General features: G+C 64.2%; 23 protein-coding genes and 1 other RNA gene. 8 read left to right on the top strand and 16 right to left on the bottom strand.

What is annotated here, in order from left to right; genetic code table 11:
• Window positions 1-253 precede the first annotated feature (253 nt).
• The 10 genes from NH396_RS10265 to NH396_RS10310 all read right to left on the bottom strand — a co-directional run bounded on the left by NH396_RS10265 (window position 254) and on the right by NH396_RS10310 (window position 8385).
• Complete coding sequence (locus NH396_RS10265; RefSeq protein ID WP_253063418.1) at window positions 254-1519, bottom strand: dihydroorotase; 1266 nt, start codon at window positions 1517-1519, stop codon at window positions 254-256.
• A complete protein-coding gene (locus NH396_RS10270) occupies window positions 1516-2568 on the bottom strand; it encodes an aspartate carbamoyltransferase catalytic subunit (RefSeq protein ID WP_052384301.1) in 1053 nt (350 codons plus the stop codon). Before NH396_RS10270 ends, NH396_RS10265 begins: the two co-directional genes overlap by 4 nt.
• The gene (gene pyrR / locus NH396_RS10275; protein WP_245162881.1) at window positions 2565-3113 is read right to left on the bottom strand and encodes a bifunctional pyr operon transcriptional regulator/uracil phosphoribosyltransferase PyrR; all 549 of its coding nucleotides are present in this window, start codon (window positions 3111-3113) and stop codon (window positions 2565-2567) included. Before pyrR ends, NH396_RS10270 begins: the two co-directional genes overlap by 4 nt.
• Window positions 3114-3196: 83 nt before the next feature.
• Window positions 3197-3652 (bottom strand): Holliday junction resolvase RuvX, encoded by a 456-nt coding sequence (ruvX, locus tag NH396_RS10280; protein WP_054556397.1) that lies wholly within the window; start codon window positions 3650-3652, stop codon window positions 3197-3199.
• Entirely contained in the window at window positions 3645-4202 is a 558-nt protein-coding gene (locus tag NH396_RS10285) for a YqgE/AlgH family protein (RefSeq protein ID WP_043331610.1), read from the bottom strand. Before NH396_RS10285 ends, ruvX begins: the two co-directional genes overlap by 8 nt.
• 15 nt (window positions 4203-4217) lie before the next feature.
• Entirely contained in the window at window positions 4218-5132 is a 915-nt protein-coding gene (locus NH396_RS10290; RefSeq protein ID WP_176675856.1) for a TonB family protein, read from the bottom strand.
• 107 nt (window positions 5133-5239) lie between these two features.
• Window positions 5240-6211 (bottom strand): glutathione synthase, encoded by a 972-nt coding sequence (gshB, locus tag NH396_RS10295; protein WP_253063420.1) that lies wholly within the window; start codon window positions 6209-6211, stop codon window positions 5240-5242.
• A 212-nt stretch (window positions 6212-6423) separates the two neighbouring features.
• Window positions 6424-7170, bottom strand: coding sequence for a 16S rRNA (uracil(1498)-N(3))-methyltransferase (locus NH396_RS10300; protein WP_253063422.1), 747 nt, complete (start codon window positions 7168-7170; stop codon window positions 6424-6426).
• Between the two features lie 165 nt (window positions 7171-7335).
• Window positions 7336-7839 carry a protein-export chaperone SecB gene (gene secB, locus NH396_RS10305; RefSeq protein ID WP_176675853.1) on the bottom strand — a complete coding sequence of 168 codons (504 nt, stop codon included), beginning with the start codon at window positions 7837-7839 and terminating at the stop codon, window positions 7336-7338.
• A gap of 126 nt (window positions 7840-7965) precedes the next feature.
• Window positions 7966-8385 (bottom strand): rhodanese-like domain-containing protein, encoded by a 420-nt coding sequence (locus NH396_RS10310; protein WP_176675852.1) that lies wholly within the window; start codon window positions 8383-8385, stop codon window positions 7966-7968.
• A 449-nt stretch (window positions 8386-8834) separates the two neighbouring features.
• Between NH396_RS10310 and gpmI the strand changes: the two genes are divergently transcribed.
• The 3 genes from gpmI to NH396_RS10325 all read left to right on the top strand — a co-directional run bounded on the left by gpmI (window position 8835) and on the right by NH396_RS10325 (window position 13321).
• The gene (gpmI, locus tag NH396_RS10315; protein ID WP_253063424.1) at window positions 8835-10397 is read left to right on the top strand and encodes a 2,3-bisphosphoglycerate-independent phosphoglycerate mutase; all 1563 of its coding nucleotides are present in this window, start codon (window positions 8835-8837) and stop codon (window positions 10395-10397) included.
• A gap of 118 nt (window positions 10398-10515) precedes the next feature.
• Window positions 10516-11685, top strand: a complete 1170-nt coding sequence (locus NH396_RS10320; RefSeq protein ID WP_253063426.1) for a peptidoglycan DD-metalloendopeptidase family protein — start codon at window positions 10516-10518, stop codon at window positions 11683-11685.
• 241 nt (window positions 11686-11926) lie between these two features.
• The gene (locus NH396_RS10325) at window positions 11927-13321 is read left to right on the top strand and encodes a S41 family peptidase (protein ID WP_290441748.1); all 1395 of its coding nucleotides are present in this window, start codon (window positions 11927-11929) and stop codon (window positions 13319-13321) included.
• 219 nt (window positions 13322-13540) lie between these two features.
• On the opposite strand, the gene NH396_RS10330 is transcribed toward NH396_RS10325, so the two are convergent.
• The 4 genes from NH396_RS10330 to NH396_RS10345 all read right to left on the bottom strand — a co-directional run bounded on the left by NH396_RS10330 (window position 13541) and on the right by NH396_RS10345 (window position 18443).
• Window positions 13541-14866: a UbiH/UbiF/VisC/COQ6 family ubiquinone biosynthesis hydroxylase gene (locus tag NH396_RS10330; protein ID WP_253063428.1), complete on the bottom strand. Its 1326-nt coding sequence runs from the start codon at window positions 14864-14866 to the stop codon at window positions 13541-13543.
• 191 nt (window positions 14867-15057) lie between these two features.
• Complete coding sequence (ubiH, locus tag NH396_RS10335) at window positions 15058-16320, bottom strand: 2-octaprenyl-6-methoxyphenyl hydroxylase (RefSeq protein ID WP_253063429.1); 1263 nt, start codon at window positions 16318-16320, stop codon at window positions 15058-15060.
• 4 nt (window positions 16321-16324) lie between these two features.
• Window positions 16325-17668, bottom strand: a complete 1344-nt coding sequence (gene pepP / locus NH396_RS10340) for a Xaa-Pro aminopeptidase (protein WP_253063431.1) — start codon at window positions 17666-17668, stop codon at window positions 16325-16327.
• A gap of 133 nt (window positions 17669-17801) precedes the next feature.
• Window positions 17802-18443, bottom strand: a complete 642-nt coding sequence (locus NH396_RS10345) for a UPF0149 family protein (protein ID WP_176675846.1) — start codon at window positions 18441-18443, stop codon at window positions 17802-17804.
• Between the two features lie 259 nt (window positions 18444-18702).
• Between NH396_RS10345 and NH396_RS10350 the strand changes: the two genes are divergently transcribed.
• The 3 genes from NH396_RS10350 (at window position 18703) to NH396_RS10360 (ending at window position 20075) form a co-directional block, all read left to right on the top strand.
• Window positions 18703-19080, top strand: a complete 378-nt coding sequence (locus NH396_RS10350) for a cell division protein ZapA (RefSeq protein ID WP_064503224.1) — start codon at window positions 18703-18705, stop codon at window positions 19078-19080.
• A 73-nt stretch (window positions 19081-19153) separates the two neighbouring features.
• Window positions 19154-19336: non-coding RNA, 6S RNA (ssrS, locus tag NH396_RS10355), on the top strand.
• A 22-nt stretch (window positions 19337-19358) separates the two neighbouring features.
• The gene (locus NH396_RS10360; RefSeq protein WP_253063433.1) at window positions 19359-20075 is read left to right on the top strand and encodes a 5-formyltetrahydrofolate cyclo-ligase; all 717 of its coding nucleotides are present in this window, start codon (window positions 19359-19361) and stop codon (window positions 20073-20075) included.
• 773 nt (window positions 20076-20848) lie between these two features.
• Here NH396_RS10360 and ilvA read toward each other — a convergent pair.
• The gene (ilvA, locus tag NH396_RS10365; protein WP_263643043.1) at window positions 20849-22372 is read right to left on the bottom strand and encodes a threonine ammonia-lyase, biosynthetic; all 1524 of its coding nucleotides are present in this window, start codon (window positions 22370-22372) and stop codon (window positions 20849-20851) included.
• A gap of 237 nt (window positions 22373-22609) precedes the next feature.
• On the opposite strand from ilvA, the gene rpiA reads away from it, so the two are divergent.
• Both rpiA and NH396_RS10375 read left to right on the top strand, forming a co-directional pair.
• Window positions 22610-23281 carry a ribose-5-phosphate isomerase RpiA gene (gene rpiA, locus NH396_RS10370; RefSeq protein ID WP_176675843.1) on the top strand — a complete coding sequence of 224 codons (672 nt, stop codon included), beginning with the start codon at window positions 22610-22612 and terminating at the stop codon, window positions 23279-23281.
• Between the two features lie 9 nt (window positions 23282-23290).
• Window positions 23291-24016 (top strand): DUF3157 family protein, encoded by a 726-nt coding sequence (locus NH396_RS10375; RefSeq protein ID WP_176675842.1) that lies wholly within the window; start codon window positions 23291-23293, stop codon window positions 24014-24016.
• A gap of 118 nt (window positions 24017-24134) precedes the next feature.
• Here the strand turns inward: NH396_RS10375 and NH396_RS10380 are convergent, their stop codons facing one another.
• Window positions 24135-25004, bottom strand: a complete 870-nt coding sequence (locus NH396_RS10380) for an outer membrane protein OmpK (protein ID WP_253063435.1) — start codon at window positions 25002-25004, stop codon at window positions 24135-24137.
• Between the last annotated feature and the right edge of the window lie 79 nt (window positions 25005-25083).

A 25083-nucleotide genomic window follows, 5' to 3' on the forward strand; every position in this document is an offset into this window, starting at 1 on the left:
GATCAGCCGCCTTGATCGCTATTGCAACAGACAAGTTATGGCGTTACGGCAGATGTTCCACGTGAAACCTCTACCGGCAACAATAAGCGCTACCCAGTAATGCAACTCTGCGGCATAGGCAGGTAAAGAGATTGGCTGCTTTACGATAGAACAGCCAGTCCCTACACACGCCATTCAAAAACCACCCAGTTATCAGTGCGTTGGCGCGTTTAAGTTGAATATCTCAGGCAGAATGTTCCACGTGAAACACGGCTTAGGCGTAGCAGGTATCGCCCAGTAGCACCTCTTCAACGCGACCCTTCAACAGCATGCCAAGCAGCGGCGTGTTATGGCCGGCACTGACCAGCGTCTCGCTTGAGACACGCCACTCATGCGCCATATCGATTACTGCCAGATCACAGTACTCACCCACTTCCAGCATGCCGCCCTTGAGTCCGAAGCGTCTGGCACTGAACGTCAATGTCTCGATCAGGCGAGGCAAGCTGAGCAGCTCGGCCTTCACGAGCGCCAGTCCCAGCGGCAGCATGGTTTCCAGGCTGGTCATACCGGGCTCGGACACTGCAAAGGGCGCGCTCTTGGCAGCGGCTTCATGGGGCAGATGATCACTGACGATGGCGTCGATGGTGCCATCGACCACACCGGCCCGCAGCGCATCCCGGTCTGCCGCGCTGCGCAGTGGCGGCTCCAGATGGAAGTTGGCATTAAAGCCTTCCAGTTGCTCATCGGTCCAGTGCAATTGCGCCATCGACACATCCGCGCTGATATCCAGCCCTCTGGCCTTGGCATCACGTACCAGCTCCACGGCTCGTGCACTGGAGAGCAGTGATACATGCGCCCGCACACCGGTCTGCTCGATCAACAGCAGCCACTGGGTCAGAGCGACCGTTTCGGCAGATTCCGGGATGCCAGCCAGCCCGAGACGTGAGGCAATGGCACCCTCATGGGCGCAGCCCTGCCCGGCCAAGGCGGCCTCCTGGGCCTGGAACACGACGGTGATATCAAAGGTCCGCGCGTATTCCAGACAACGCCGCAGTACACCGAGATCGCGTATCGGCTGGCGAAGGTTGGTCAGTGCCACACAGCCTGCGGATTCGAGCGCGGCCATATTGGCAAGCAGCTCACCTTCCAGCCCCTGCGTCAGTGCCCCCAAGGGTGCAAGACGCACCCCCGCCACATCACGCGCGCGGTCCAGCAGAGTACGAATATGCGAGGCGCTGTCGAGCACCGGGCTGGTATCGGGGCGCGGCAGGATGGTCGCGTAGCCACCCGCCAGTGCGGCAGCCGACTCACTGACCAGGCTGCCCTTGTAGCGCGGGCCCGGGTCGCGCAGGTGTGCGCCAAGATCGATGAAGGCCGGCGTGACCAGCTTGCCCGCCAGGTCATCGCGCTGCTCGGCACTGAAACCCGCCGGCGCTTCGCCGATCGCGATCAGGCGACCACCGTCGAGATGGAGGTCGTACTGGCCATCGCGGCCGTTGGTCGGGTCGATCACCCGTGCATTGATCAGGCTGCGTTTCATGCGCCAGCTCCTCGTGAACGTTCACCCCTGCGCTCGGCGCGCGCCTTCATCTGTCCGGAGACCGCCATCGACAGCACCGCCATGCGCACCGCGATACCGTTGGTGACCTGATCGAGTATCAGCGATCGCGGGCCATCCGCGACGGCGGATTCGATCTCGACACCCCGGTTGATCGGCCCCGGATGCATCACCACGGCGTCAGGGTGCGCGTGTGCCAGGCTTTCGCGGGTCAGGCCATAGCGGCGGTAGTATTCCGACTCCGAGGGCAGCAGTGCACCATCCATGCGTTCCTTCTGCAGGCGCAGCATGATGACGACATCGACATCCTTCAGCCCTGCTGCCAGCTCAGTGAAGACCTGACAACCCAGCGTCTCGACCCCGATGGGCAGCAGCGTCTGCGGCGCGACCACCCGCACCTCCGCTGCGCCCAGCGTATTGAGCGCCTGAATCTGCGAGCGAGCGACGCGTGAATGCAGGATGTCACCGACGATCGCGACGCGCAGATTGGCGAATTCGCCCTTGTGGCGGCGAATGGTCAGCATGTCGAGCATCGCCTGGGTCGGGTGCGCGTGACGACCATCGCCGGCATTGATGATCGCCACATGCGGCGTGATCTGGCTGGCGATGAAGTGCGCCGCACCGGAGTCGCCATGACGCACCACGAAGGCATCCGCCTGCATGGCCTCGAGATTGACCAAGGTATCCATCAGCGACTCGCCCTTGGCGGCCGACGAGGTCTTGATGTCCAGATTGAGCACATCCGCCGACAGACGCTTGGCGGCCAGCTCGAAGGTGGCACGCGTCCGGGTCGAGTTCTCGAAGAACAGGTTGGCCACCGTGCGCCCGCGCAGCAACGGCACCTTCTTGACCTCGGCATCGCCGATGCCACGGAAGTGATCGGCGGTGTCGAGAATCTCGGTCAGCACGCTGCGCGGCAGGCCTTCGATATCCAGAAAGTGACGCAGCCGGCCCTGCTCATCCAGCTGGACCTGTGCCGGCGAGGCAGCCCGCACGTCCGCGCTGGCCTGGGAGAGATCAAACAGGTTCATGCCGTCACCTCGCCGGTATCGACCAGTGTCAGACGCAGGTTGTCGGGGCCTTCCAGCTTGATGCGCTTGCCTGGCGCCAGCGCCAGGTTGGCCCCCAGAGCGTCCGGCTGCACCGGCAGCTCACGCCCCGGCAGCTCTACGAGACAGGCCAGCAGCACGCGGCGCGGACGGCCATAGTCGAACAGCTCATTGAGCGCCGCGCGCACGGTACGTCCGCTCATCAGCACATCGTCCACCAGCAGCAGATCGCGGTTCTCGATATCCGGCAGCTGTGACCCTTGGCCACCATCCGGCAGGCCCTTGTGGCCGAAGTCGTCGCGCCAGAAACCGATATCCAGTGTCGCGAGGGGCTCTTCCAGCCCCAGCCGCTCACGCAGTGCCTGGGCGACCCAGACACCGCCGGTATGAATGCCGACCGGAATTAGACGTTCACGATCGAGCTCACGGCGCTCGAACAGCAATTCGAGCTCCTCGGTCATGGCCTCGAGCAGTGCCTCGACCTCTGGCAGTGCCTCATGTTCTTCGTGCATCTCAGACTCTTGCATGGATATCGCTTCCTATCTTCCCTGCCGGGTGGCGGCAAACAGACAAAAAAAACCCGCTTCCGGAAAGGAAGCGGGTGGAGTATTCAGTAACCGACAAGGTCGCCCTCGCCTCGCTGGCTTGCAAACCAGCTCTCGAGAATCAGCTGAGCGGCGAGGCCGTCCACGCCATCATCGCGATAATTGCCGCGGTGGCCGCGCTCGCGCGCCAAGCCCTTGGCCGCCTTGGTGGAGCCACGCTCGTCCCACATTTCCAGCGGCTTGCCGTAGCGGCCATACAGGCGCTTGCCGAACTTGCGGGCTCGGCTGCACATCAGTGTCTCGCTGCCATCCAGCTCAAGGGGCAGGCCGACCACGAACAGGTCGGGCTGCCATTCCTCGATCAGGCGATTGACGACATTCCAGTCCGGAATGCCGTCCCGCACATGCAGCGGTACCAGAGGCGTCGCGGTGCCGAGCATCTCGGTGCCCACCGCGACACCGATACGGCGCGTGCCGAAGTCGAACGCCAGCGCCGTACGGCTGACTTGCCGCTCAGCCATGCCCGATCTCCCGCGACATCAGATTCATGTCGACGCCCAGCTTGCTGGCAGCCGCTTCGAGACGGGACTCACTGTCGGCATCGAAGAGGATGCCGCTGTCGCCTTCGACGATCAGCCAGCTGTTCTCCTTCAGCTCGTTGGTGAGCTGGTCCGGCTCCCAGCCAGCGCAGCCGAGGCAGACCATGAAATCATCAGGGCCTTCGTTGCCGGCGATCGCCTTCAGGATGTCCAACGAGGTGGTCAGCGCCAGCTCGTCGGTGACCTGCAGGCTGGAATCCCACTCGCTGGCCTTGCCGCGATGGAGGATGAAGCCGCGGTCCTTGTGGACGGGGCCGCCGTAATAGACCACCTCATCGAGGCGCTCACAACTGTCGGCAGCAATCTCGAGCTGCTCGAACAGACCGCGCATGGTCAGCTTGATCGGCTTGTTGACGATGACACCAAGGGTGCCCTTGTCATCATGATCACAGAGGTAACTGAGCGAGCCGGAAAAATTGTCATCATCGAGATGCGGCATCGCCAGCAGGAAATAGTCTCGCAGACTTTGCATGGTCCTCCCGAGGCGTCAGGGCGCGCCAGAATCGTTGCCGGGGCCGAATCGCCAGATGCGGGTGATGGTCAGCTGGCTCATGCCCTTGAGACTTTCATCAAAGGGCGCATAAGGAGCCGCGCCGTAGACCGTATCCAGAGCCGCCTGGTCGAGTTCAGCATGTCCCGAGGATTGTAACACTTCCGCGAACTCAAGCTGACCGCTGGGCAGCACGACGGCGCGAATCCGCAGCTCGCCGCTCAGATGAGCAGGCGCCGGATAGTGCTGGTTGCCGAACGTTTGCACCGTGCCGGTCCAGTCGTTGATATAGCGCGCGCGGGCCGAGGCACGCGCCGCCTTCCGTGAGGCGGTGTCGCCCACCACCTCACGTGACTGGCCGGAGGCCTGGACTCGCTGGACGTCCTGCTCGCTGGCCTGCTGTTCGTTGTCCGGCGTATCCGGCAGCAGTTCGGAACGCGCCACCTGCTGTGACGACGCCTGCTGGGTCGCGATGACCTCGGGGATGCGCTCCGGCAGTACCAGCGCCTGCGTGGCCGGAGCCTGGGCTTGCGCCACGGCCGGCTCGCTGGCCTCGGACGCACTCTGCTCGCCCGGCTGCGGGGGCACCTGATTGGTTGGCCCGGCCTGCACCGCCGCCTCGCGCCCGCTGCCACTGGCCTGCTGGTCCTGCTCGGCCACCACCTGCGAGTCGACGGCAGTGGCGCTGGCCTGACTGACCAGCGTCACATCGAGCATCACCGGCTTGGGCATCGGCGGCACCTCGGGCGGCGTCAGCAGGCCGCTACCCAGCAACCACCAGCCGATGACGGCATGAACAGCCAGTGCCGCGCTCCATGCCACCACACGGCGATGCCCCCGCGTCACCGGAACATAGGTGATCGGGTCGGTGACGCCATGATTGCCTGCCCACCACTCGACGGGTGCTGCCATACCCCACTCCCTGTCCACGGAACCTCATTGGCAGCTTCGGCTTCCCTGCCGTTTACTGCGAATCCATTGCGGGTCAGCCACTGGCGCCGGCCTCACCGCGATGTTGCTCAGGCGGAGGGCTGAGCCGCCAGACGCGCTTCGATGGCATCCATCAACAGACCGGCGATATCAGTGCCGCGCTGGGTATCGATCTCGCGCACGCAGGTCGGGCTGGTGACGTTGATCTCGGTGATGTAGTCGCCGATCACGTCCAGGCCGACGAACATCAGACCCAATGATTTCACTACCGGCTTGACCTGCTCGATCAGCCAGTAATCGCGGTCAGTCAGCTCACGCGATTCACCACGTCCGCCAGCCGCCAGGTTGCCGCGCGTCTCGCCGGCGCTCGGAATGCGCGCCAGACCGAACGGTACCGGCTCACCATCCACCAGCAGAATGCGCGTATCACCGGCACTGATTTCCGGCACGTAGCGCTGGGCCATGATCTGACGTGTACCGCGCAGCGTCAGCTGCTCGATCACCGAGCCGAGATTGCGGCCATCCTTAGCGACGTGGAAGATGCCACTGCCACCCATGCCGTCCAGCGGCTTGAAGATCACGTTGCCATGCTCGGCGTGGAAGGCACGCAGCACCTTGTCGTTGGCCGACACGGTGGTCGGCGGAATGCACTGCGGGAACTGCTGGGCGAAGAGCTTCTCGTTGCAGGTCTGCAGCGCGGCCGTCGGATTGACCACCAGCACGCCTTCCCGCTCGGCAAAGCCCAGCAGGTGAACGGCATTCAGGAAGTGTTCGTCGACGGGCGGATCCTTGCGCATCAGGATCACGTCAAGCTCGGCCAGCGGAGTCGCGACGACCTCGCCCAGCTGATAGAAGTTGTCCGGGTCGTGGTAAACCTCCAGATGACGCATCCGACCCATGGCGCGACCATTCTCGAGATAGAGATCTTCCTGCTCGAGATAGTGCAGCGACCAGCCGCGCTGGCTGGCGGCCCACAACATGGCCAGAGTGGTGTCCTTCTTATAGGCGACGCTGGACATCGGGTCCATCACCACGCCGATCTTGAGCTTGCGAGCAGTCATTGAGGCAACCTTGTGACGACACTGCCAGCCCGGCACGCGGCCGGCAGCGGGGATAACGGAGACTCCCGTCGCGACATGACACCATGGCGCGGGAGCGATGGGACAAGTATGCAGCAGCGCCGTGCTGCTCACCACTGGCGAAACGCCCTTGCCGGCGCACGCTGTGTTGCCGGCAGATCAACAATTCCGCCCGGGTGCCCGATGAGGGGAGATCAGCGCGGCAGGTCACCAAATCGCTGCTGGAGCAAGGTCAGCGCCACCACCGGCGCCGTCTCGGTGCGCAGGATACGCGGCCCCAGGCCGAGCACCTCACAACCGGCGGCGGCCGCTTCTGCCACCTCCTCCTGCGTGAAGCCGCCTTCCGGTCCGATCAGCAGGCTGGCGCGGGCCACGCCGCCCTCGGCCTCGGCCACGTTCAGCGCCTCGGCACCGCCCGGCTGCAGAATCAGGCGCAGCGGCTCATCACGCTCGGCCAGCCACTGCGTCATCGCCACCGGGGCATGCACGACCGGCACGACACTTCTTCCGCACTGTTCGCAGGCGCTGGCCGCCACGCCCTGCCAGTGCGCCAGCTTCTTGTCGGCGCGCTCGCCCTTGAGCTTGACGTCGCCACGCGCGGTATAGAGTGGCGTGATGGCAGCTACGCCCATCTCACAGGCCTTCTGGATGGCGTAATCCATGCGATCGCCCTTGGAGATCGCCTGCCCAAGATGCACCGCCAGCGGTGCCTCGCGATCATTGGGCACCGCCTCGATCACCTGCACGCTGACGCCCTTGCGGGTCACCTCCTCCAGCACCACGCGCACCTCTTGGCCACGGCCATCGAACAGCTGCGCCTCACTGCCAACCTTGGCGCGCAGCACCAGCCCGAGATGACGTGCAGGCCCCTCAGGGAGCGCGAAGGACACCCCGGCGCTGACATTGAGATCAAGATCGGGGCAGTGCAGACGGATGGCCATGGACGGGGTCTCGCGGACTAAGAAGCAGTGAAAGAGAACCGCGATGAGTCGATGCAGCATCGCAGGCAAGGCGGCGGTCATTGTCGCTCAGAAACGCAGCGACGGGCCACTGGGGCCCGTCGCTGGTCGTACCTGTCATGTGGCCAATCAAGGCCGGCTCACTGATCAGTGAGCGGTCGCCTCGGCGGCGCCCTGGGCTTCACGCTGCTTGCGCTGCGCGTACATGGCCTCGAAGTTGACCGGGGCCAGCATCAGCGGAGGGAAGCTGCCACGGTTGACTAGGTTGTCGATGGCTTCGCGGGCATACGGGAACAGCACGTTCGGGCAGAAGGCGCCCAGGGTGTGGTCCAGCTGCTCGGCAGACAGGCCAGCGATACGGAACAAACCAGCCTGCTCGACTTCCGCCAGGAAGGCAGTGGTCTTGTCTTCGCCGTTGGTGACCTGAGCGGTGACCTTGATGGCGACTTCAAACAGCTCTTCACCGACCTGCTGATGCTCGGTGTCCAGCTCCAGCGCGACCTTCGGCTGGAACGGCTGGGAGAAGACCGCCGGAGAATTCGGGGCTTCGAAGGACACGTCCTTCACGTAGATGCGCTGCAGGGCAAACTGAAGCTGTTCCTGAGCCTGTTCTGCACCTGCTGCAGCCTGTGCGTTCTGTTCTTCAGCCATGAGACATATCCTTGAGGGTTCGGAGATTTATTCCTGGTTGCGAGCCGGCTTCCAGCAGGCCCGCAAACTTGCCCAGCCAGCGGAGGCAATGACAGCTGGCAGACACTCGGCGAGCGAGCCTGCGACTCAGCGAGTCACGACCGGCAGGCTGTCGGCTTCCCACTGGCCCATGCCGCCCTTGAGCTTGACGGCCTGCTTGAAGCCATCTTTCTCGAGGCGAGCCACCAGCGGTCCCGCCGTCTGGCCGTGCTTGCAGACGATGATCACCGGGCGTTCCTTGTACTTGGCCAGCGGAGTGGTCTCGCTGGACAGCTGACTGCTGGGAACATTGACGGCACCGGCGATATGACCGGCCTTGAATTCCTTGCTGTCGCGGATGTCGATGAAGACACCCTCTTCGCGATTGACCAGTCGCGTGGCCTCGCTGACGCTGACACCGTGGTTGCCACGCATGGTTTCCATGACGATGAGGGCGACCAGCAGGGCAATGAAGGCGCCGACCAGCAAGGGATGATTCTGCGCGAACTGAAGCAGCTGTTCGATCATGAGACGGGCTAACTCCGCTGTGACGTGCATGCCGACGCGTACGCGGCAAAGGAAATAGACCGCTACCTGAGGTAACGGAGCCAGCATTATACATGACAGGCCCAAGCATGAATGCCGCTGCATGGCATCAAAAAGGCGTAGCCGGGCGATGCGCCGGCTGCTGTCAGCTCAGTCAGGCCGGAGCGATCCACCGATAGCGCGACCCAATCCCGGCGATACACTTGCGACACTTGCACTCGGCACCTTACCACCCCTCTAATAGAGGGCAGAACGAGCAGGTAGTTTTATCACTACATGTCATGTCGTCTCCGCCGAGGACTCCGCCTCGCGGATGCGCCACAGCATGGCCACAGGACATGACAGCTGCATGATGTGTCACCCGCCGAGCATCATCCTGGTATCCCGGCCCCTGCTCACCCCAGATCATTCGTCATCACAGCGAGGAAGTCATGGCAGCTCAAGCACAAGGTCCGCGTCCCGTCGCCCTAATCATTCTGGACGGCTACGGTCACAGCGAAGAGGAGAAGGACAACGCCATCCTCGCTGCCGACACGCCGGTGATGGACCGCCTGCGTCGTGAATATCCCAGCGAACTGATTCACACCGATGGTGGCTTCGTCGGCCTGCCGGACGGCCAGATGGGCAACTCCGAAGTCGGCCACATGAACCTCGGTGCCGGACGCATCGTCTATCAGGACTTCACGCGCATCACCAAGGCGGTGCGTGAGAATGCCCTCAAGGACAATGACGTCCTGACCGCGCCCATCGATGCCGCCGTCAAGGCCGGGCGTGCCGTGCACCTGATCGGCCTGCTGTCACCGGGTGGCGTCCACTCCCACGAAGACCACACCCTGGCCATGGCCGACCTGGCCGCCGAGCGGGGCGCCACGCGCATCTATATCCACGCCATCACCGATGGCCGTGACACCGCGCCCAAGAGCGCCGAGGCCTCCATCGTGCGTGCCGATGAACACCTCGCGGGTCTGGGCCTGGAAGACGGCCGTGTCGCCACGCTGGTCGGTCGCTACTTCGCACTGGACCGCGACAACCGCTGGGACCGCGTCGAGCAGGCCTACCGCCTGATCGCCAACGGCGAAGCCGAGCATGAAGCCGCCACCGGGGTCGCCGGGCTGGCTGCCGCCTACGAGCGCGACGAGACCGATGAATTTGTCACCGCTACCCGCATCGGCGATTCCGTCGCCATGCAGGAAGGCGATGCAGCCATCTTCATGAACTTCCGCGCCGACCGTGCCCGCGAGCTGACCCGCGCCTTCGTCGAGCCGGACTTCGCAGGCTTCGAGCGCACGCTGCCCAAGCTGGCCCACGACGGCCTGGTGATGATGACCCAGTACGCCGCCGACATCCCGGCGCCGGCAGCCTTCCCGCCGACCGAGCTGCACAATACCCTGGGGGAGGTCGTGTCCGACCGTGGCCTGACCCAGCTGCGCATCGCCGAGACCGAGAAGTACGCGCACGTCACCTTCTTCTTCTCCGGTGGTCGCGAAGAGGAATATCCCGGCGAGACGCGCATCCTCGTGCCGTCCCCGCAGGACGTGAAGACCTACGACGAGAAGCCGGAAATGAGCGCCGGCGAAGTCACCGACAAGCTGGTGGAAGCCATCGAGTCCGGCAGCTACGACCTCATCGTCTGCAACTACGCCAACGGCGACATGGTCGGCCACACCGGCAAGTTCGACGCCGCCGTCCAGGCCGTCGAGTTCCTCGACAAGTGCGTGGCGCGCGTGGTCGAGGCGCTGGAGAAGGTCGGGGGCGAATGCCTGATTACCGCCGACCACGGCAACGCCGAGCAGATGGTGCACCCGGAAACCGGCAATCCTCAGACCGCGCACACCACCTTCGAGGTGCCGCTGATCTACGTGACGCAGCGCGATGCCAAGCTGGCCGCCGACGGGCGTCTATGCGATCTCGCCCCGACCCTGCTGACCATGATGGGTCAGTCGGTGCCGGAAGAGATGGATGGCAAGGTGCTGGTCGATTATGCCGAGGCCTGATAGCAGGCTGCATGGCGCGCCCTTCGGTGCGTCATGCCTCTCGCCCTGCCCGAGCAAATCGCTCGGGCAGGGCGACCGCCCCCGAATCTCAAAGCGCCGGAGCCGAGTCTCCGGCGTTGTGCTGTCTGCCTGGCTGCTGAGTCTCGCCCCGCTGGCACTCGGCCCTGTAACGTCCGCCACTGCGCTGGCCGCTGACGACACCGCCACTCTGACCCAGAAGAAGCAGGCCTCCGAGGCGGACCTCAAGCGCCTCAAGCGCGAGATCCAGGCGATGCAGGGCGAGCTCAAGGCCACGGCAGCGCGGCGCAGTGACACCCGCAACGGGCTGGAGAAGATCGAGCGCCAGCTCAACGCCACGCGCCAGCAGACCGGCAAGCTCGAGGATGAGCGCGATGACATCCAGCAGCAGCTGGTGGCGCTGACGCGCAAGCGTGAAGCCCTCAGTCAGCAGCAGACGGCCCAGAAGGCGGCGGTCGCCGAAGAGATGGCCGCCCTCTATCGCCTCGGTCGTCAGCCTGAGCTGAAATTGCTGCTCAACCAGGATGACCCCGCACGCCTTGAGCGCCTGCAGGTCTATCTGAACCACCTGAGCGAATCACGGCGTGCGGCGCTGGAGCGCCTGGCCGAGCTGAACCGGTCACTGGCCGACACCCGCGCGCAGCTGCTGGCGCGCCAGACGCGCCTGGATGACGTACAGGCAGGACTCAAGCGGCAGGCCAGTCAGCTGATCGCGCAACAGAATGAACGCGCCGCCCTGCTGCGCAAGCTGGATGCACGCTATGCCAGCCATGAGGCGAAGATCGCCGAACTGGACCAGGACCGCGCGCATGCCAATCAGCTGATCCAGACCCTTGAGAAGCGCCTCAAGTCGATCAAGAGCGCACCGCCGCCCAAGACCCGCATCACGCGTGCAATGGGCAAGATGGACTGGCCGGCGCCAGGCAAGGTGATCTCCGCCTATGGGCGTGGCGAGGGCGTCAACCGTGATGGCGTGCTGATTCGCGCGACGCAGGGCACCGCCGTCACGGCGCCGCACGCCGGTCGCGTGGTCTTCGCGGACTGGATGCGCGGCTATGGCAACCTGCTGATACTCGATCATGGCGACAACGTGCTGACGCTCTACGCCCACCTGGCAAGCTTCAGCGTGGGCCCGGGTGATAGCCTGTCACGTGGCCAGCAACTGGGCAGCGTCGGCAGCAGCGGCGGGCGCGATGGCCCGGCGCTCTATTTCGAAGTGCGCCGCGGCGGCCAGCCGACAGACCCGAGTCGCTGGCTCGCGCGCCGCTGAAGTGCCTGGCAGCGGCAACTCGCGCATCGCCTGATTGTCAGTCAGCGCTGAACGCCACCGCTAGCCAGCGGGCTAGTCGCCAGGCACTCGCGCGGGATATGCTCGCAGTAGCCTGTGACTGCGAGCATGCTGGGCGGTGTTCCCCATGCCATGCCTCGACATCCGGCCCCGGCGCTCAGCGCATTTCGGTACCAGTCGAGTCCGTACCTGTCGTGTCAGTATCCGTCGAGAAGGAAATCGCATGTCTGCAATGTCGCCGTTCCGTCCTGCCCCGCGCCGCCTGCGTCAGCTGGCGGTCAGCGTGCCGCTGAGCCTTGCCCTGCTGGGTGGCGGACTGCCGGCCAGTGCAGAAGATGTCACCGCGCCGGTCGACAGCGCTCAGGATGCCCATCAGGGCACTGACCTGCCGCTGGATGAGCTGCGCACCTTCGCCGAGGTCTTCGAGCGCATCAAGCGCACCTACGTCGATCAGGTCGATGACCGCACGCTGCTCAAGAATGCCATGCGCGGCATGCTCGAAGGGCTGGACCCGCACTCCGCCTATCTGGATCAGGAAGACTGGCAAGACCTGCGCGAGAATACCGACGGCGAGTTTGGCGGCATCGGTATCGAGGTCGGCACCGGCGACGATGGCCAGCTGACCGTCATCGCCCCCATCGATGACACCCCGGCGGCGCGCGCGGGCCTGCAGCCGCGAGACGTCATCCTCAAGATCGACAATACGCCGCTGGATGGCCTGTCGATGTCGGAGTCGGTCAAGTTGATGCGCGGTGAGGCAGGCTCTCGCATTCGGCTGCTGATTCTGTCCGAGGGCGCCGACATGCCGCGCGAAGTGGTGCTGGAACGCGCCATCATCAAGAGCAGCAGCGTCAGTCAGCACCTGTTGGACCCGGGCTATGGCTATCTGCGCATCAGCCAGTTCCAGAGCGCGACCGGTGACGAGGCCCACACGGCACTGGCCAGACTGCGGGAAGACAACGATGGCGAGCCGCTCAAGGGGCTGGTGCTGGATCTGCGCAACAACCCCGGTGGGCTACTCTCCGCGGCCGTCGAGATCAGTGACCTGTTCCTGTCCAGCGGCCGCATCGTCTATACCGAAGGCCGCCTGCCCGACAGCGAACTGTCCTTCTCGGCCAAGCCCGATACCCCAGCGGGCGACACCCCGCTGGTGGTACTGATCAATGGCGGCACGGCCTCGGCCGCGGAAATCGTGTCCGGCGCACTGCAGGACCAACACCGCGCCATCATCATGGGCACCGACAGCTTCGGCAAGGGCTCGGTCCAGACGGTGATGCCGCTGGGCAATGGCGATGGGCTCAAGCTGACCACTGCGCTCTACTTCACGCCCAGCGGTCGCTCGATCCAGGCAGAGGGCATCCGCCCGGATGTCGAGGTCGTGCGCGGCCGTCTCGAGCGCGACACGCGCCGTGACTTCAGTGTGCGCGAGGCAGACCTCGACGGCCGCCTCGACAATGCCAACGCCGCCAGCGAGTCCACCAGCAGCAAGACACCCGACAGCCCGGTAGTGGCAGAAAGTGACTATCAGCTGGGTGAGGCGCTCAATCTGCTCAAGGGCATGAACGTGCTGGGGCGCAGCGCGGCGCTCAAGGCCACCGTGTCCACAAGCGACGAGTAAGCATCACGCCATGATCGGCAGATCATCAGGCCACAACGACAAGGCCCCGCCATCTGGCGGGGCCTTGTCGTTGCAGGGGGCATGACATGCGCACTTGTATAGAGGCATATAGCGGCATGTGTGGCAGCGATCGGCCATCCTGTGACCACCTGTTCCCAAGCGATGATAGTAGGCGCTCACATACCCGATGGCGCAGGAATTAAAACACCTTCACTCTTGTTACGGCTTGCAGCTGGCGGGCAACTCACCCCGCTGCCCCATCGCCTGACGCATCAGGATGCGCTTCAGCTCGCCCTGGCCGTCGACGAAACCAAGCCCGAAGTTGCGCAGCAGCCGCACGCCCGGCTGACGGCTGCCGAACAACAGCCGAAAGCCATCCATCATCTTGAGCATCATGGCATTGTCGCTGCGACGCCGGCGGCGATAGCGCGCCAGCCAGCGCTCGTCGCCAAGCGCCACCCCGCGGCGATGTCCTGTCAGCAGCTCATCTGCCAGCACCGCCACATCCATCAGTCCCAGATTGACGCCCTGCCCCGCCAGCGGGTGAATGGCATGCGCAGCATCCCCCACCAGCGCCAGCCCCGGCAGCACATAGTCTTCGGCGTGGCGCTGATGCAGCGGGAAACTGAAGCGCTCGCTCGCCCATTCGATGGCGCCCAGCTGACCTTCAAAGGCGTCTTCCAGCTCACGACAGAATGCCGCAGGTGACAGTGCCAGCAGCCGCTCGGCCTCTTCGGGTGTGGTCGACCACACGATGGAGCAATGCCGCTCCGCGGCCGAGGCTCCCTCAGCCGGCTGAGCCAGGGCGTCATTGACGGCCAGCGGCAGGAAGGCCAGCGGCCCGGTCGGCAGGAAGCGCTGACGCGCGACGGCCTGATGCGCGAGTTCGGTGCGCACCGTGGCCACCAGCGCGACCTGGCCGGTGTCGTGTTCCCGCGTGGCGATCCCGGCCAGCTCACGGAGCCGTGAGCGCGCACCATCCGCCGCGACCACCAGCGCCGCGGTGACTGTCCGACCATCGGTCAGCGTCAGGTTGGTCGCTTCCGCCGCATCGAGTTGGTAAGCATTCACTACCGACGTAACCCCAGAGCGTGGCAGTGACATGCCTGCCACACGCGCCCCGAAGCAGCGCGTGATCGCCGGGCAGGTATCGATGGCCTGCTCCAGCGCAGCGAGCGTGACCCGGTTCTCGACGATGTGCCCCAGCACCGGCACGCCACTGTCCTCGGCGCTGAACTGGATCTCGCCATTGCCCTCCGCGTCCCACACCTGCATGCCGGTATAGGGCATCAGGCGACTGGCGGCGATGGTCGGCCACACACCCAGGCCGCTCAACAGCTGCTGAGAGACCGGCGTCAATGCGCTCACCCGTGGCTCGGGGACGCTATCTGGCTGCCAGCGGGTCGCGGACTCACGCCCCTCGACCAGCATGACCCGCAGTCCCGCCTGCCCCAGCAACAGTGCCAGGGTGGCACCGACGATACCGGCACCGACGATGGCGACATCGGCGTCATGTGCGCTACCTGCTGATCGACCGTCCTTCATGCCTGCTCCCTGTCTCGTAGTACTGTCTCGAAGTACTGTCTCGTAGCCTGATCTCGAAGACCAATCTCGTGCCCTGATTTCGAAGCCCTGTCACGTGACTCGACACCAAGGCGCTGTCAGTGAGGTTCTGTCAGTGACGCCCTGTCTGCGAGGCTCTGTCCTCGAGCCAAGTCAACGAGCGCTTACCAACCTCAGCGCTCAATGCCCATCGAGCGTCTGGCCAACAGTCGCTTGAGCGGCGAGACCAGATTGAGTCCGATCAGGCCCGCTGCCCGTGCATGCCCCAACCAGCGACTCTCGACCCCGAAAAGGCGGATCAGGCCATCGCTGAACAGCACCACATTGTCGCGATCCGCTCCACGCCGCGCCTCGAAATCATTCAGCACGCTGGTGGCCCCCGGCGACTCGCCACGCGTCAGGCCCGCCTCGATGGCCGCGACCAGGTCGGTCACGCCGCGCAGCGCCAGATTGAAGCCCTGCCCTGCCACCGGGTGCAGGGCGTGGGCGGCGTTTCCGAGCACCGCAAGGCCGGGACGCGTACCTTCGCTGGCACGCACCAACGACAGCGGATAGGCGTGGCGTTGCCCGACGCGGCGAAAGCGTCCGGCGCGTTCACCGAAGGCGCGTTGCAGTGCCTGCAGGAAGTCGCTGTCGGGCAGCGCCATCAGGCTTTCCGTGTCAGCGGGGGAGCGCGTCCAGACCAGCTCCATGCGCTTGCCGGCCAGCGGCAGCAGGGCCATCGGGCCTTCACTGGTGAAGCGCTCGTAGGCGACTCCCTGGTGAGGCTGGCTCATCTCCACCGTGGCGATCAAGGCATGCTGCTCATAGTCCTGCGCCGCACTGTGGATGCCGAGGCGCTCCTTGAGCCCGGAACGACCGCCATCCGCCAGCACGGTCAGCTCAGCCTCGATCAGACGACCATCCTCGAGCGTGAGGCGATGGCCTTGTGCCGTGACGGCGATTTCTGCCACGCGCGCCGGGCAATACCAGGCCAGCGGCAGCTCGGCCAGCTGGCGATGCAGCACCTGGCCCATCCAGGCATTGGGAATCACGTGGCCGAGCGCGGCTACCTCGAGTTCGGAGGCTCGCATGCGTGTCGCGCCCAGGTGGCCGCGCTCACTGACATGGATGGTGCGAATCGGCGTGGCGTGCTCGCACATCGCCTCCCAGACCCCGAAGGCGGTGAACCGCTGGCGTGAGCCCGCCGCGATGGCGCTGGCACGTGCATCGAAACTGGGCTGGAAGCGCCGGGCGTCTGCCGTCGCCGCGGGCAGCTCATTGGCCTCGATCACGGCGACACGCAACGCTGCGGCCTCACGGCCCTTCTCGTCGGCCACACACGCCATCAGCGGCGCCAGCGCACAGGCCAGGCTGGCGCCCACCAGACCGCCGCCGATGATCACGATGTCGAAGTGTTCGGCATCACGCCCGCTCATGGCTTCAGGCTCGCTCATGGCGTCAGGCCTCCGCGCGCATCAGCGCCTCGATGGCCTCGACGGACTTGGGCACACCATAGCTCAACACCTCGTGGCCCGCGGCAGTCACCGCGACGTCGTCCTCGATGCGAATGCCGATGCCGCGATATTCGGCAGGAATGTCGGCGTCCTGCGGAATGTAGAGGCCCGGCTCGATGGTCAACACCATGCCCGGCACCAGCGGACGCGGCTCACCCGCTTCGCGATAGCTGCCCACGTCGTGCACATCCAGCCCCAGCCAATGCGAGGTGGAGTGCAGGTAGAAGCGACGGTAGGCATCGCTCTCGATCAATTCCTCGACCTCCCCCTGCAACAGGCCCAGCTCGACCAGCCCCGTGGTCAGGTCATGCACCACCTGTTGGTGAATGCCCACCAACGTTGCACCCGGCATCACGGCGGCCACCGCGCGCTCCTGGGCCTTGAGCACGATCTCGTACAGACGGCGCTGCGGCTCACTGAAGCGACCATTGACCGGGAAGGTACGCGTGATGTCGCCGGCGTACAGGGCGTACTCGGCGCCGGCATCGATCAGCACCAGCTGACCATTCTCCAGCGGCGCGCGATTCTCGATGTAGTGCAGCACACAGGCATTCACACCCGCCCCGACGATGCTGGTGTAGGCCGGGGCCGGCGCGCCCTGCCACTGGAATTCATGCTCGATCTCGGCCTGCAGATGATACTCGTGCAGGCCGGGACGGCTGATCTGCATCGCACGCACATGCGCGCGCGCGGAAATCTCGGCGGCGTGGCGCATCAGTGCCAGTTCACGCTCATCCTTGATCAAGCGCTGCTCATGCAGCAGCGGCGCGAGATCCTCGAAGGCGGCCGGCGGCCGTGCTCCGCGACGCACCGCGGCGGCCAGCTCATCGCGCAGCGCTTGAGCCAGCGCCAGAGCTTCATCATCCTCGAACAGCACATAGAGACGCTCGCGGCCATCCAGCAGGCTGGCCATCACCTCATCACGGGCCTCATTGGTGAAGGCCTGATCGAAGCCTGCCGTGGCGACGGCACCCTCGGCACCGATGCGGATGCCGGTCCAGGCTTCGGCCAGCGGGTCCTTCTCCTGACAGAACAGCACGCTCTCGCCTTCGGCGCGTCCGGGCAGCAACAGCAAGGCGGCCTCGGGTTCCGGCCAGCCGGTCAGATAGTGGAAGTCGCTGTTCTGACGGAAGCTGTATTCACTGTCGCGGTTGCGCTGGGCCAGGCCCGAAGAGACCACCAATGCGGCAGCCCCCTGCGGCAGCTGCGCGATCAGGCGCTGGCGGCGTGCACGAAAATCCTCTGCCGTCAGGGCAGCAGGTGCGGGCAGGATGGCTGGGGCAGTCATGGCAATCTCCGTCGAGAACCCGCCGGGCATGGCGCGTTCGAGTGACAAACAGGCGTGATGCTGTAGATGGGGTCACCCGCCCTCTTGTACCAGCCTGCGCCAGACGCGGCGCAAGCGGTGGGTGACCATCGATTCAGTGGGTATCGGTACGTGAGCTGACGCCGAGGCTGCCCTCGAGACCGCCTTCCGGCAGCTGGTCATCGCTGGGCTTCTCGACGTCCGGGTTGCCCGGGTGCTGCTCGGTGTAAAGCAGCAAGGCCGCCATGCGCACATGGTCAGCCAGCGCGAACAGGTCGGCCTCGTCCTCGGTGTTGTCGTCGTCGAGGTCTTCGGCGTTGGCGAGGCCGCTCGAGATGGCTTCGACATCGCTCAGCGCATCCTTGAGCGCCTGACTCCAGCCACTGCGGACATCGTCATCGGCACCGGCCAGTTCTTCCTGGAAGCCCAGCGTCCATTCGCGCAGGCTCTGACCGCGTTCGGCCAGCGAGAACATGTCATCCGGCAGCAGCGGCTCGAAGCTCATCTCGCTGGCGGCCAGACGCTCCTGATTGCGCGTGCGCCAGGTAAGGAAGACTTCACCTGCTTCACGCGTGGCCGGTTGCTCGACCCCCAGCGAGGCGCAGACGCGCGCCAGCCAATCCTCGGCACTGATGTCATCCAGCGCCAGTGCGGCCACCAGCTGACCGTCGAGAAAGGAGGGATTGTTGAGGCTGCCGTGAGCCAGGAAGTGGTCAGCGACGAGCGAGAAGTCGAAGGTATCGTTGATGATCGCCATGATGCGGCCCCATTGAGTCAGTGAGAAGTGGTTCTGTAGCGGGAGAATGGCATCTGAAGGATGTGCTGCAACACAAGGCAGCCGCGCCGCGCGGCGCGTTGACCCTCCAGAAGCGGCTCTCTATAGTGGCTCGAGAATGCCCCATCTTACCGCACTGGCCCTCCTTCTGGCTTGCCGTCCTGACTGCGACGGTGACGCACTGACAGCAGGACGTCGGCATCAATCTGGATGACGCCGGACAAGGCCCGAGAGGATCTACATGAGCGATTCCGCCACCCCACGCAATACCACCGAGATCAGCCTGCTCGGCCGCAGCTATACCGTCAGCTGTCAGCCCGGCGAGGAAGATGGCCTGACCCGTGCGGCGGCTTATCTGGATCTCGCCATGCAAGGCATCCAGCAGCGCGGCAACACCATCAGCGCCGACAAGGTCGCCCTGATGGCCGCGCTCAATATCTCGCATGAGCTGATCAACAGCCGTGACAGCGAGCGCGCCCTGCAGCGCGACTTCGAGACTCGCCTCACCGCGCTGGACCGTCAACTGGATGCCGCGCTCAGTCAGCTGCCAGCCGACTATGCCGATCAGGCGAAGGCGCGCGCCGCTGAGCGTAAAAACGCTTCAGAATCAAACAACTGATACATTCAGGCAACAGATTGTTCCCGACAGGATTAGCCCTTGGGCAGGCAGGCGGGGTTTGGTAGACTGAATGAGTTCTCTGGGGTGTACGACAGTTGCCGATGTCCCTCGAGCTTATAAGCTATTCCCAGGGAGTCCACTGCGCAGTGCTGTGTGCATGTCCGTGCGTCGGAACGCCTGATGCGCTGCGCGGGACTACCCACCTTGAACCGCTGGGTTCAAGGGCCCCCGGTAACACCGGCACCTTGGAGAACCCTGTCTGACGGAGATTGTCAGGCATGCACAAGCCCCCCGCGGTCTATGCCGCACCCGCGAGCCCACGCTCGCCACTCCCTTCTGCAGCACTCGATACCACGCTCTGGGCGCTGCCCAGCGAGCTTGATCACCCTCAGGCCGACCGTCGTGCGCTTCGCCGTCTGCTGCGCCAACGCCGCCGTCAGCTACCCCCTGCCATTCGCCTGCAAGCCGAAGATGCGCTCCTGCGTCAGCTGAAACGGCTGCCGGAACTGTTGCGCGCCCGCCACATCGCCCTGTATCTGCCCTACGATGGCGAGATCGATGCCACGCGTCTGTGCGATTGGCTGCAGCGACGAGGGGCGAAGGTCTATCTGCCGGTACTGCGTCCGTTCGCGGCCAATTCGCTATGGTTCGTGCGCTACGACGATCAGACACCCCTGGTCAGCAACCGCTTCGGCATCGCCGAACCGGACACCCGTCATGGGGCTTCCAGGGCGCGGCGCCTGCCTGCCTGGGCGCTGGATGTTGTCTTGATGCCGTTGGTCGGCTTCGATGGGCGCGGGGCTCGCATCGGCATGGGCGGCGGCTTCTACGATCGCAGCTTCGCCTTTACCCGCCGCCCCGGCCCAAGGCCGCTGCTGATCGGTCTCGCCCATCACTGCCAGAAGGTCCCCGCCCTGCCGGTACAGCCCTGGGACATTCCGCTGGATGCCATCGTCAGTGATCGCGAAGTCGTACGCCCTGCCCGTGCCGAATGAGGCGCTGGGCGTTTTGACGAGATCGATGGCACGACCACGAGGCGACTGAGAGACGGTAGAGCGCGAGGGGAAAAGCAGGCAGAAAGGGGACTTTTTGCGAGGAAGCGAAGCAGCAACTCAATGAAGTCAGATGGGGGCAAGCTGAGGGGGAGTCGGGGAGCTGGAAAGCGGAGAGGTGAAAAGCCTGACAGAAGGAAGGTCATGGCATCGGTGCGTGGCGCCAGAGAGACTGACGCCAGCAGCACCGCTACCGCCGGTGAGGGCAGTAGCGCAGGATTCAGGAACCCATTACGGTCTGGGCGTAGCCGGTTGCCACTACACCAATCCCGAAGATGAATACCAGGGCCATGACCAGATCGGGCTTACGTTTCATGAGAGCGGGCTTCTTCTTATATCGTCAGTGGCTTTCGCGTGACGGTTGTCGATGACTGTCTTCCTGACAGTGGCCAGATGATAGGCATCTGACTTCTGTATGACAATCACCATGCAATCGTTTGAATGGACGCTTTTCCACGCAGCTTTTGATGTCTGGTCACCCCTGCCGACCAGAGCTTCAGTCAGAAACACCGTTCTTTTTCGCGCTTGGCATGAAATGTGGAATTTCCTGCGGCTTGCCCGCCGGATACGCATGAAAAAGCCCCGACCTTCCATGCGAAGGCCGGGGCTTTTCTTTCCACGAATGTGACCAATGAAGCATGATGAGTTGCGCCTCAGCTCACCACCTTCAACGCCAATGACTCATATAGCCATCATCGCCCCATCGCTTGCCTCGCTCAGGACAGAAACAGACGATAGGCGGGATTGTCGCTCTCTTTCCAGAAGCGATAGCCGATCTCATTGAAATATTCCTCGACCCGCGCGCGGTCGCCATTGGGGATCTGCATGCCGATCAACACCCGCCCATGCGACGCGCCGTGGTTACGGTAGTGGAACAGCGAGATGTTCCAGTCCGCCGGCAGGTGAGTGAGGAAATTCATCAGGGCTCCCGGGCGCTCCGGGAACTCGAAGCGATAGACCTCTTCCTCGAGATCGCTGGTCGTTCGCCCACCGACCAGATGACGCGTGTGCAGCTTGGCCAGTTCGTTGTCGGTCAGGTCTTCCACCGCATAGCCCGCCTCACGCAGCTTCTCGACCACAGCGGCGCGGTCTTCACCGCCCGGCTTGACCTGCACGCCGACGAAGACATGCGCTTCCTCCGGGTTGGCATAGCGATAGTTGAACTCGGTGACCATGCGCTTGCCGATCACCTTGCAGAACTGCTTGTAGGCCCCCGGGCGCTCCGGCAGCGTCACGGCCAGAATCGCCTCACGCTGCTCGCCCAGCTCGGTGCGCTCGGCAATGTGCTGCAGGCGATCGAAGTTGGTGTTGGCGCCGGAGTTGATGCACACCAGCGTCTCCCCTTCCGCGCCTGACTGCTGGACATATTTCTTGAGGCCCGCCAGTGACAGTGCGCCACTGGTTTCGGAAACGGCGCGCGTATCCTCGAAGATGTCCTTGACCGCCGCACACATCTCGTCGGTATTGACGGTGATGACTTCATCGACGGTGTGCTGGATGAGCTCGAACGGTGCCGCGCCGATCTGCGCGACCGCCACACCCTCGGCGAACACGCCAACCTGGTCCAGCACCACGCGTTCGCCGGCTTCCATCGCTGCCTTGAGGCAGGCGGCATCTTCCGCCTCGACCCCGATGACGCGGATCTCGGGGCGCAGGTACTTCACGTAGGCCGCGACCCCGGCGATCAGACCACCGCCCCCGACCGGCACGAAGATCGCATCGATCTTGCCGGGGTGCTGGCGCAGGATTTCCATGCCGACGGTGCCCTGACCGGCAATGACATCCGGGTCGTCATAGGGCGGGATGAAGGTATAGCCGTGCTCGTCCATCAGGGTACGCGCGTGGGCCAATGCCTCGGGGAAGGCGTCGCCCTTGAGAATCACCCGCGCGCCGCGCTCGCGCACGGCCTGCACCTTGATTTCCGGCGTAATGCGCGGCATCACGATCACTGCCTTGACGCCCATCAGCTTGGCCGCCATCGCCAGGCCCTGCGCATGATTGCCGGCCGAGGCCGCAATCACGCCACACGCCTTCTGTTCATCCGTCAGCTGGGCCATCTTGTTGTAGGCGCCGCGAATCTTGAAGGAATAGACAGGCTGCAGGTCTTCACGCTTGATGAAAATGTGATTGCCGAAACGACGCGACAACAAGGGTGCCGGCGAGAGCGGAGTTTCATGGGCGGCTTCGTAGACACGAGCCGACAGGATTTTCTTGACGTAATGTTCGAGCATTATAGGAATGTCCTGATGTGTCACAGCGCGGGCCGCATGAGCGCGACCGAACCCCCATTGTTATCAGACCGCTGGCGAGAGCGTCCAGCGCCATCGCCGGGTTTGCCGTTATAATGTGGCGTTTTCCGGCGTTGCGCTTCACGTCAAGCCGTTTTCCAGTGCCTGTCGGCGGTAAACTGCTAGCCACGTAGGAAAGACCGCGCCAGTGCCCACTTTCACCACCGCCCTACCGACCCGAGGTATCACATGACCCAGGATGAGCTGAAGCAGGCCGTGGCCCGCGCCGCCCTTGACGAGATTCGCCCACTGCTGAGCCGCGACACCATCATCGGCGTCGGCACCGGCTCGACGGCCAATCTGTTCATCGACGCGCTGGCGGAAGTGCGCCAAGACTTCGCCGGCGCCGTCGCCAGCTCCGAAGCCACTGCCGAGCGCCTCAAGGGCCATGGCATCGACGTCTTCGAACTCAACCATGTCGGCACCGTGCCGGTCTACGTGGATGGTGCCGACGAGATCGACCCGCGCCTGGCGATGATCAAGGGCGGCGGCGCCGCGCTGACCCGCGAGAAGATCGTCGCGGCCTGCGCCGAGCGCTTCGTGTGCATCGCCGATGGCTCCAAGCAGGTGGATATTCTCGGCGGCTTCCCGCTGCCGGTGGAGGTCATCCCGATGGCGCGCTCCTATGTCGCGCGTGAGCTGGTCAAGCTGGGCGCCGACCCGGTCTACCGCGATGGCGTGCTGACTGACAACGGCAACCGCATCCTCGATTGCTACAACTTCCTGATCGAGGACCCGATCGCCATGGAAGCGCGCATCAATGCCATCGTCGGTGTCGTCACCAACGGTCTGTTCGCGGCACGCGGTGCTGATGTGCTGCTGGTGGGACGCGAAAGTGGCGTCGAACGCATCACTGCCTGAGGAGCTGGCATGACGATGAATCTGTGCCCACGACTGCGCCTGGCAACCGCACTGCTGCTGGCAGCCAGCGCAAGCCCGCTGGCACTGGCCGATAGCCTGCCGATCAGCCAGCCAGTCACCGTGACGCTCGACAGTGGCGTCAAGATCCTGCTCAAGCCGGACCACAGCTGGGAATATCAGCTGGATGAGGTGCAGGCCGCGTCCGCCCCGACCACACAACCGCCCAGGGAAGCTGGCGCTGGCAGCGCGCTGGTGCCGACCTCGACGGCCGTGCCGGTGACGGCGGCGGTCGCTCCGGCTGGCGACTCGGCCTCACCATCAGCCGGAGCGGCCGCCGCCAGCGCCAGCAACGCAGCACCTGACAGCGCGTCACGCCTCAACCGCAGCGCGCTGGCCAATCCGCGCCTGTTGAGTGAAGGCCACCGCGATGGTCTGGTCGCGCGTCTGTCCTCGGTGAGCGAAGAGGATGACGAGGCGCTTCTGCAGTTCAGCCTCGACAACACGGCCGGCCAGAGTGTCATCGGCGTGCAGGCCAGACTGCGCCTGTATGCTGATGATGGCCATCTGCTCGCGACGCGTGAGGTGCCACTGTGGGTCGGTGAATATCGTCTGCCCCAGACCTACCTGCGCCCCGGCCAGACACGCGATAGCCGCGAGGTACGCGTCTCGCTGCCGGAGGGTGAGTGGTCACGTCAGCTGGTGCGCGTGGAAGTCACCGAGGTGGAGTTCCGCTGATCTCCAGATGCCGGTCTTCAGGCGCCAGACGCTACAGTAGCCAGACGAAAAACGGGAAGCCCTGAGGGCTTCCCGTTTCTGTTTTAGCGCCGGTCGCCCAGCGAGAGCGAAGCGGTGATCAGAACTTGTAGTTGATGCTGAAGTAGTTGCCGAAGCCGGTGGTGTCCTGGGCCCCAACAAATGATGGCGCGCCATCAACGAAGAACGCCATGTTGTTGTAGTACTTCAGGCCATAGCCCACTGCGAAACGCTGGGTGTGGTAGTAGATGCCATTGAACCACTCCATGCTGCTGTCACTGCGGCCCGCCTGGCTGCCCACTTCATCGGCAGCGAACTTGTAGTCCAGGTAGCCCTGGTAGGCGATGAAGCTGCCATCATCGAAGTTGACGAACGGCTTGAACCAGTTGGTGGAGGCCATGTAGCCGTCCCATTTCTTCTCGTCTTCACCGCCGTAGTTCTCACGCACGTAACGCGCGTAGAGGTTGAAGCCCATCTTGCCGAACCACGGCACCTGCACATCGCTGCCCAGGCCGACGTAGTGCTCCCACAGGCCACTACCAACACCGTTCTCATCTCTCGCATTATCACCAATGTTGGTGACGGTGGCGATGTAGAGCTCGTCCACCGGGCCGAAGGACAGGTCGTAACCGGTCATGGCGTCCAGCGAGAAGCGCGGCGCCAGCTTGGCGAAGAAGTTGTCATTACCGCTCTGATCATCCGATCCATCATCGAAGATATCGAAGAAGTCGACATACCCGTAGAGATCGACGATGCCTGAGCGGCCGCCGAACTCCATCTCCAGGTAGGTATCTTCGCTGTTGCGGAACGGCAGGCGGTTGTCTTCACTGCGCATCAGGTTGAAGGTCAGCCACTTGTAATCATTGGCGTGGATATCGCCATTGAAGTCAGTCGCCTGCGCCGGTGCTGCAGCAGTCAGCAGCGTGGTGGCAGCCAGAGTGCTGGCCGCGAGGGTCTTGAGCATGGTCATCGCGTAACGATCCTGTCCTGAATGTTGAGACTGTTCGAATTCTTGTGGTCTTGCCCGCTGAGCGGGTCTTGTCGCCATG

Source organism: Cobetia sp. Dlab-2-AX, from assembly GCF_024124625.1.
Taxonomy (GTDB): Bacteria; Pseudomonadota; Gammaproteobacteria; order Pseudomonadales; family Halomonadaceae; genus Cobetia.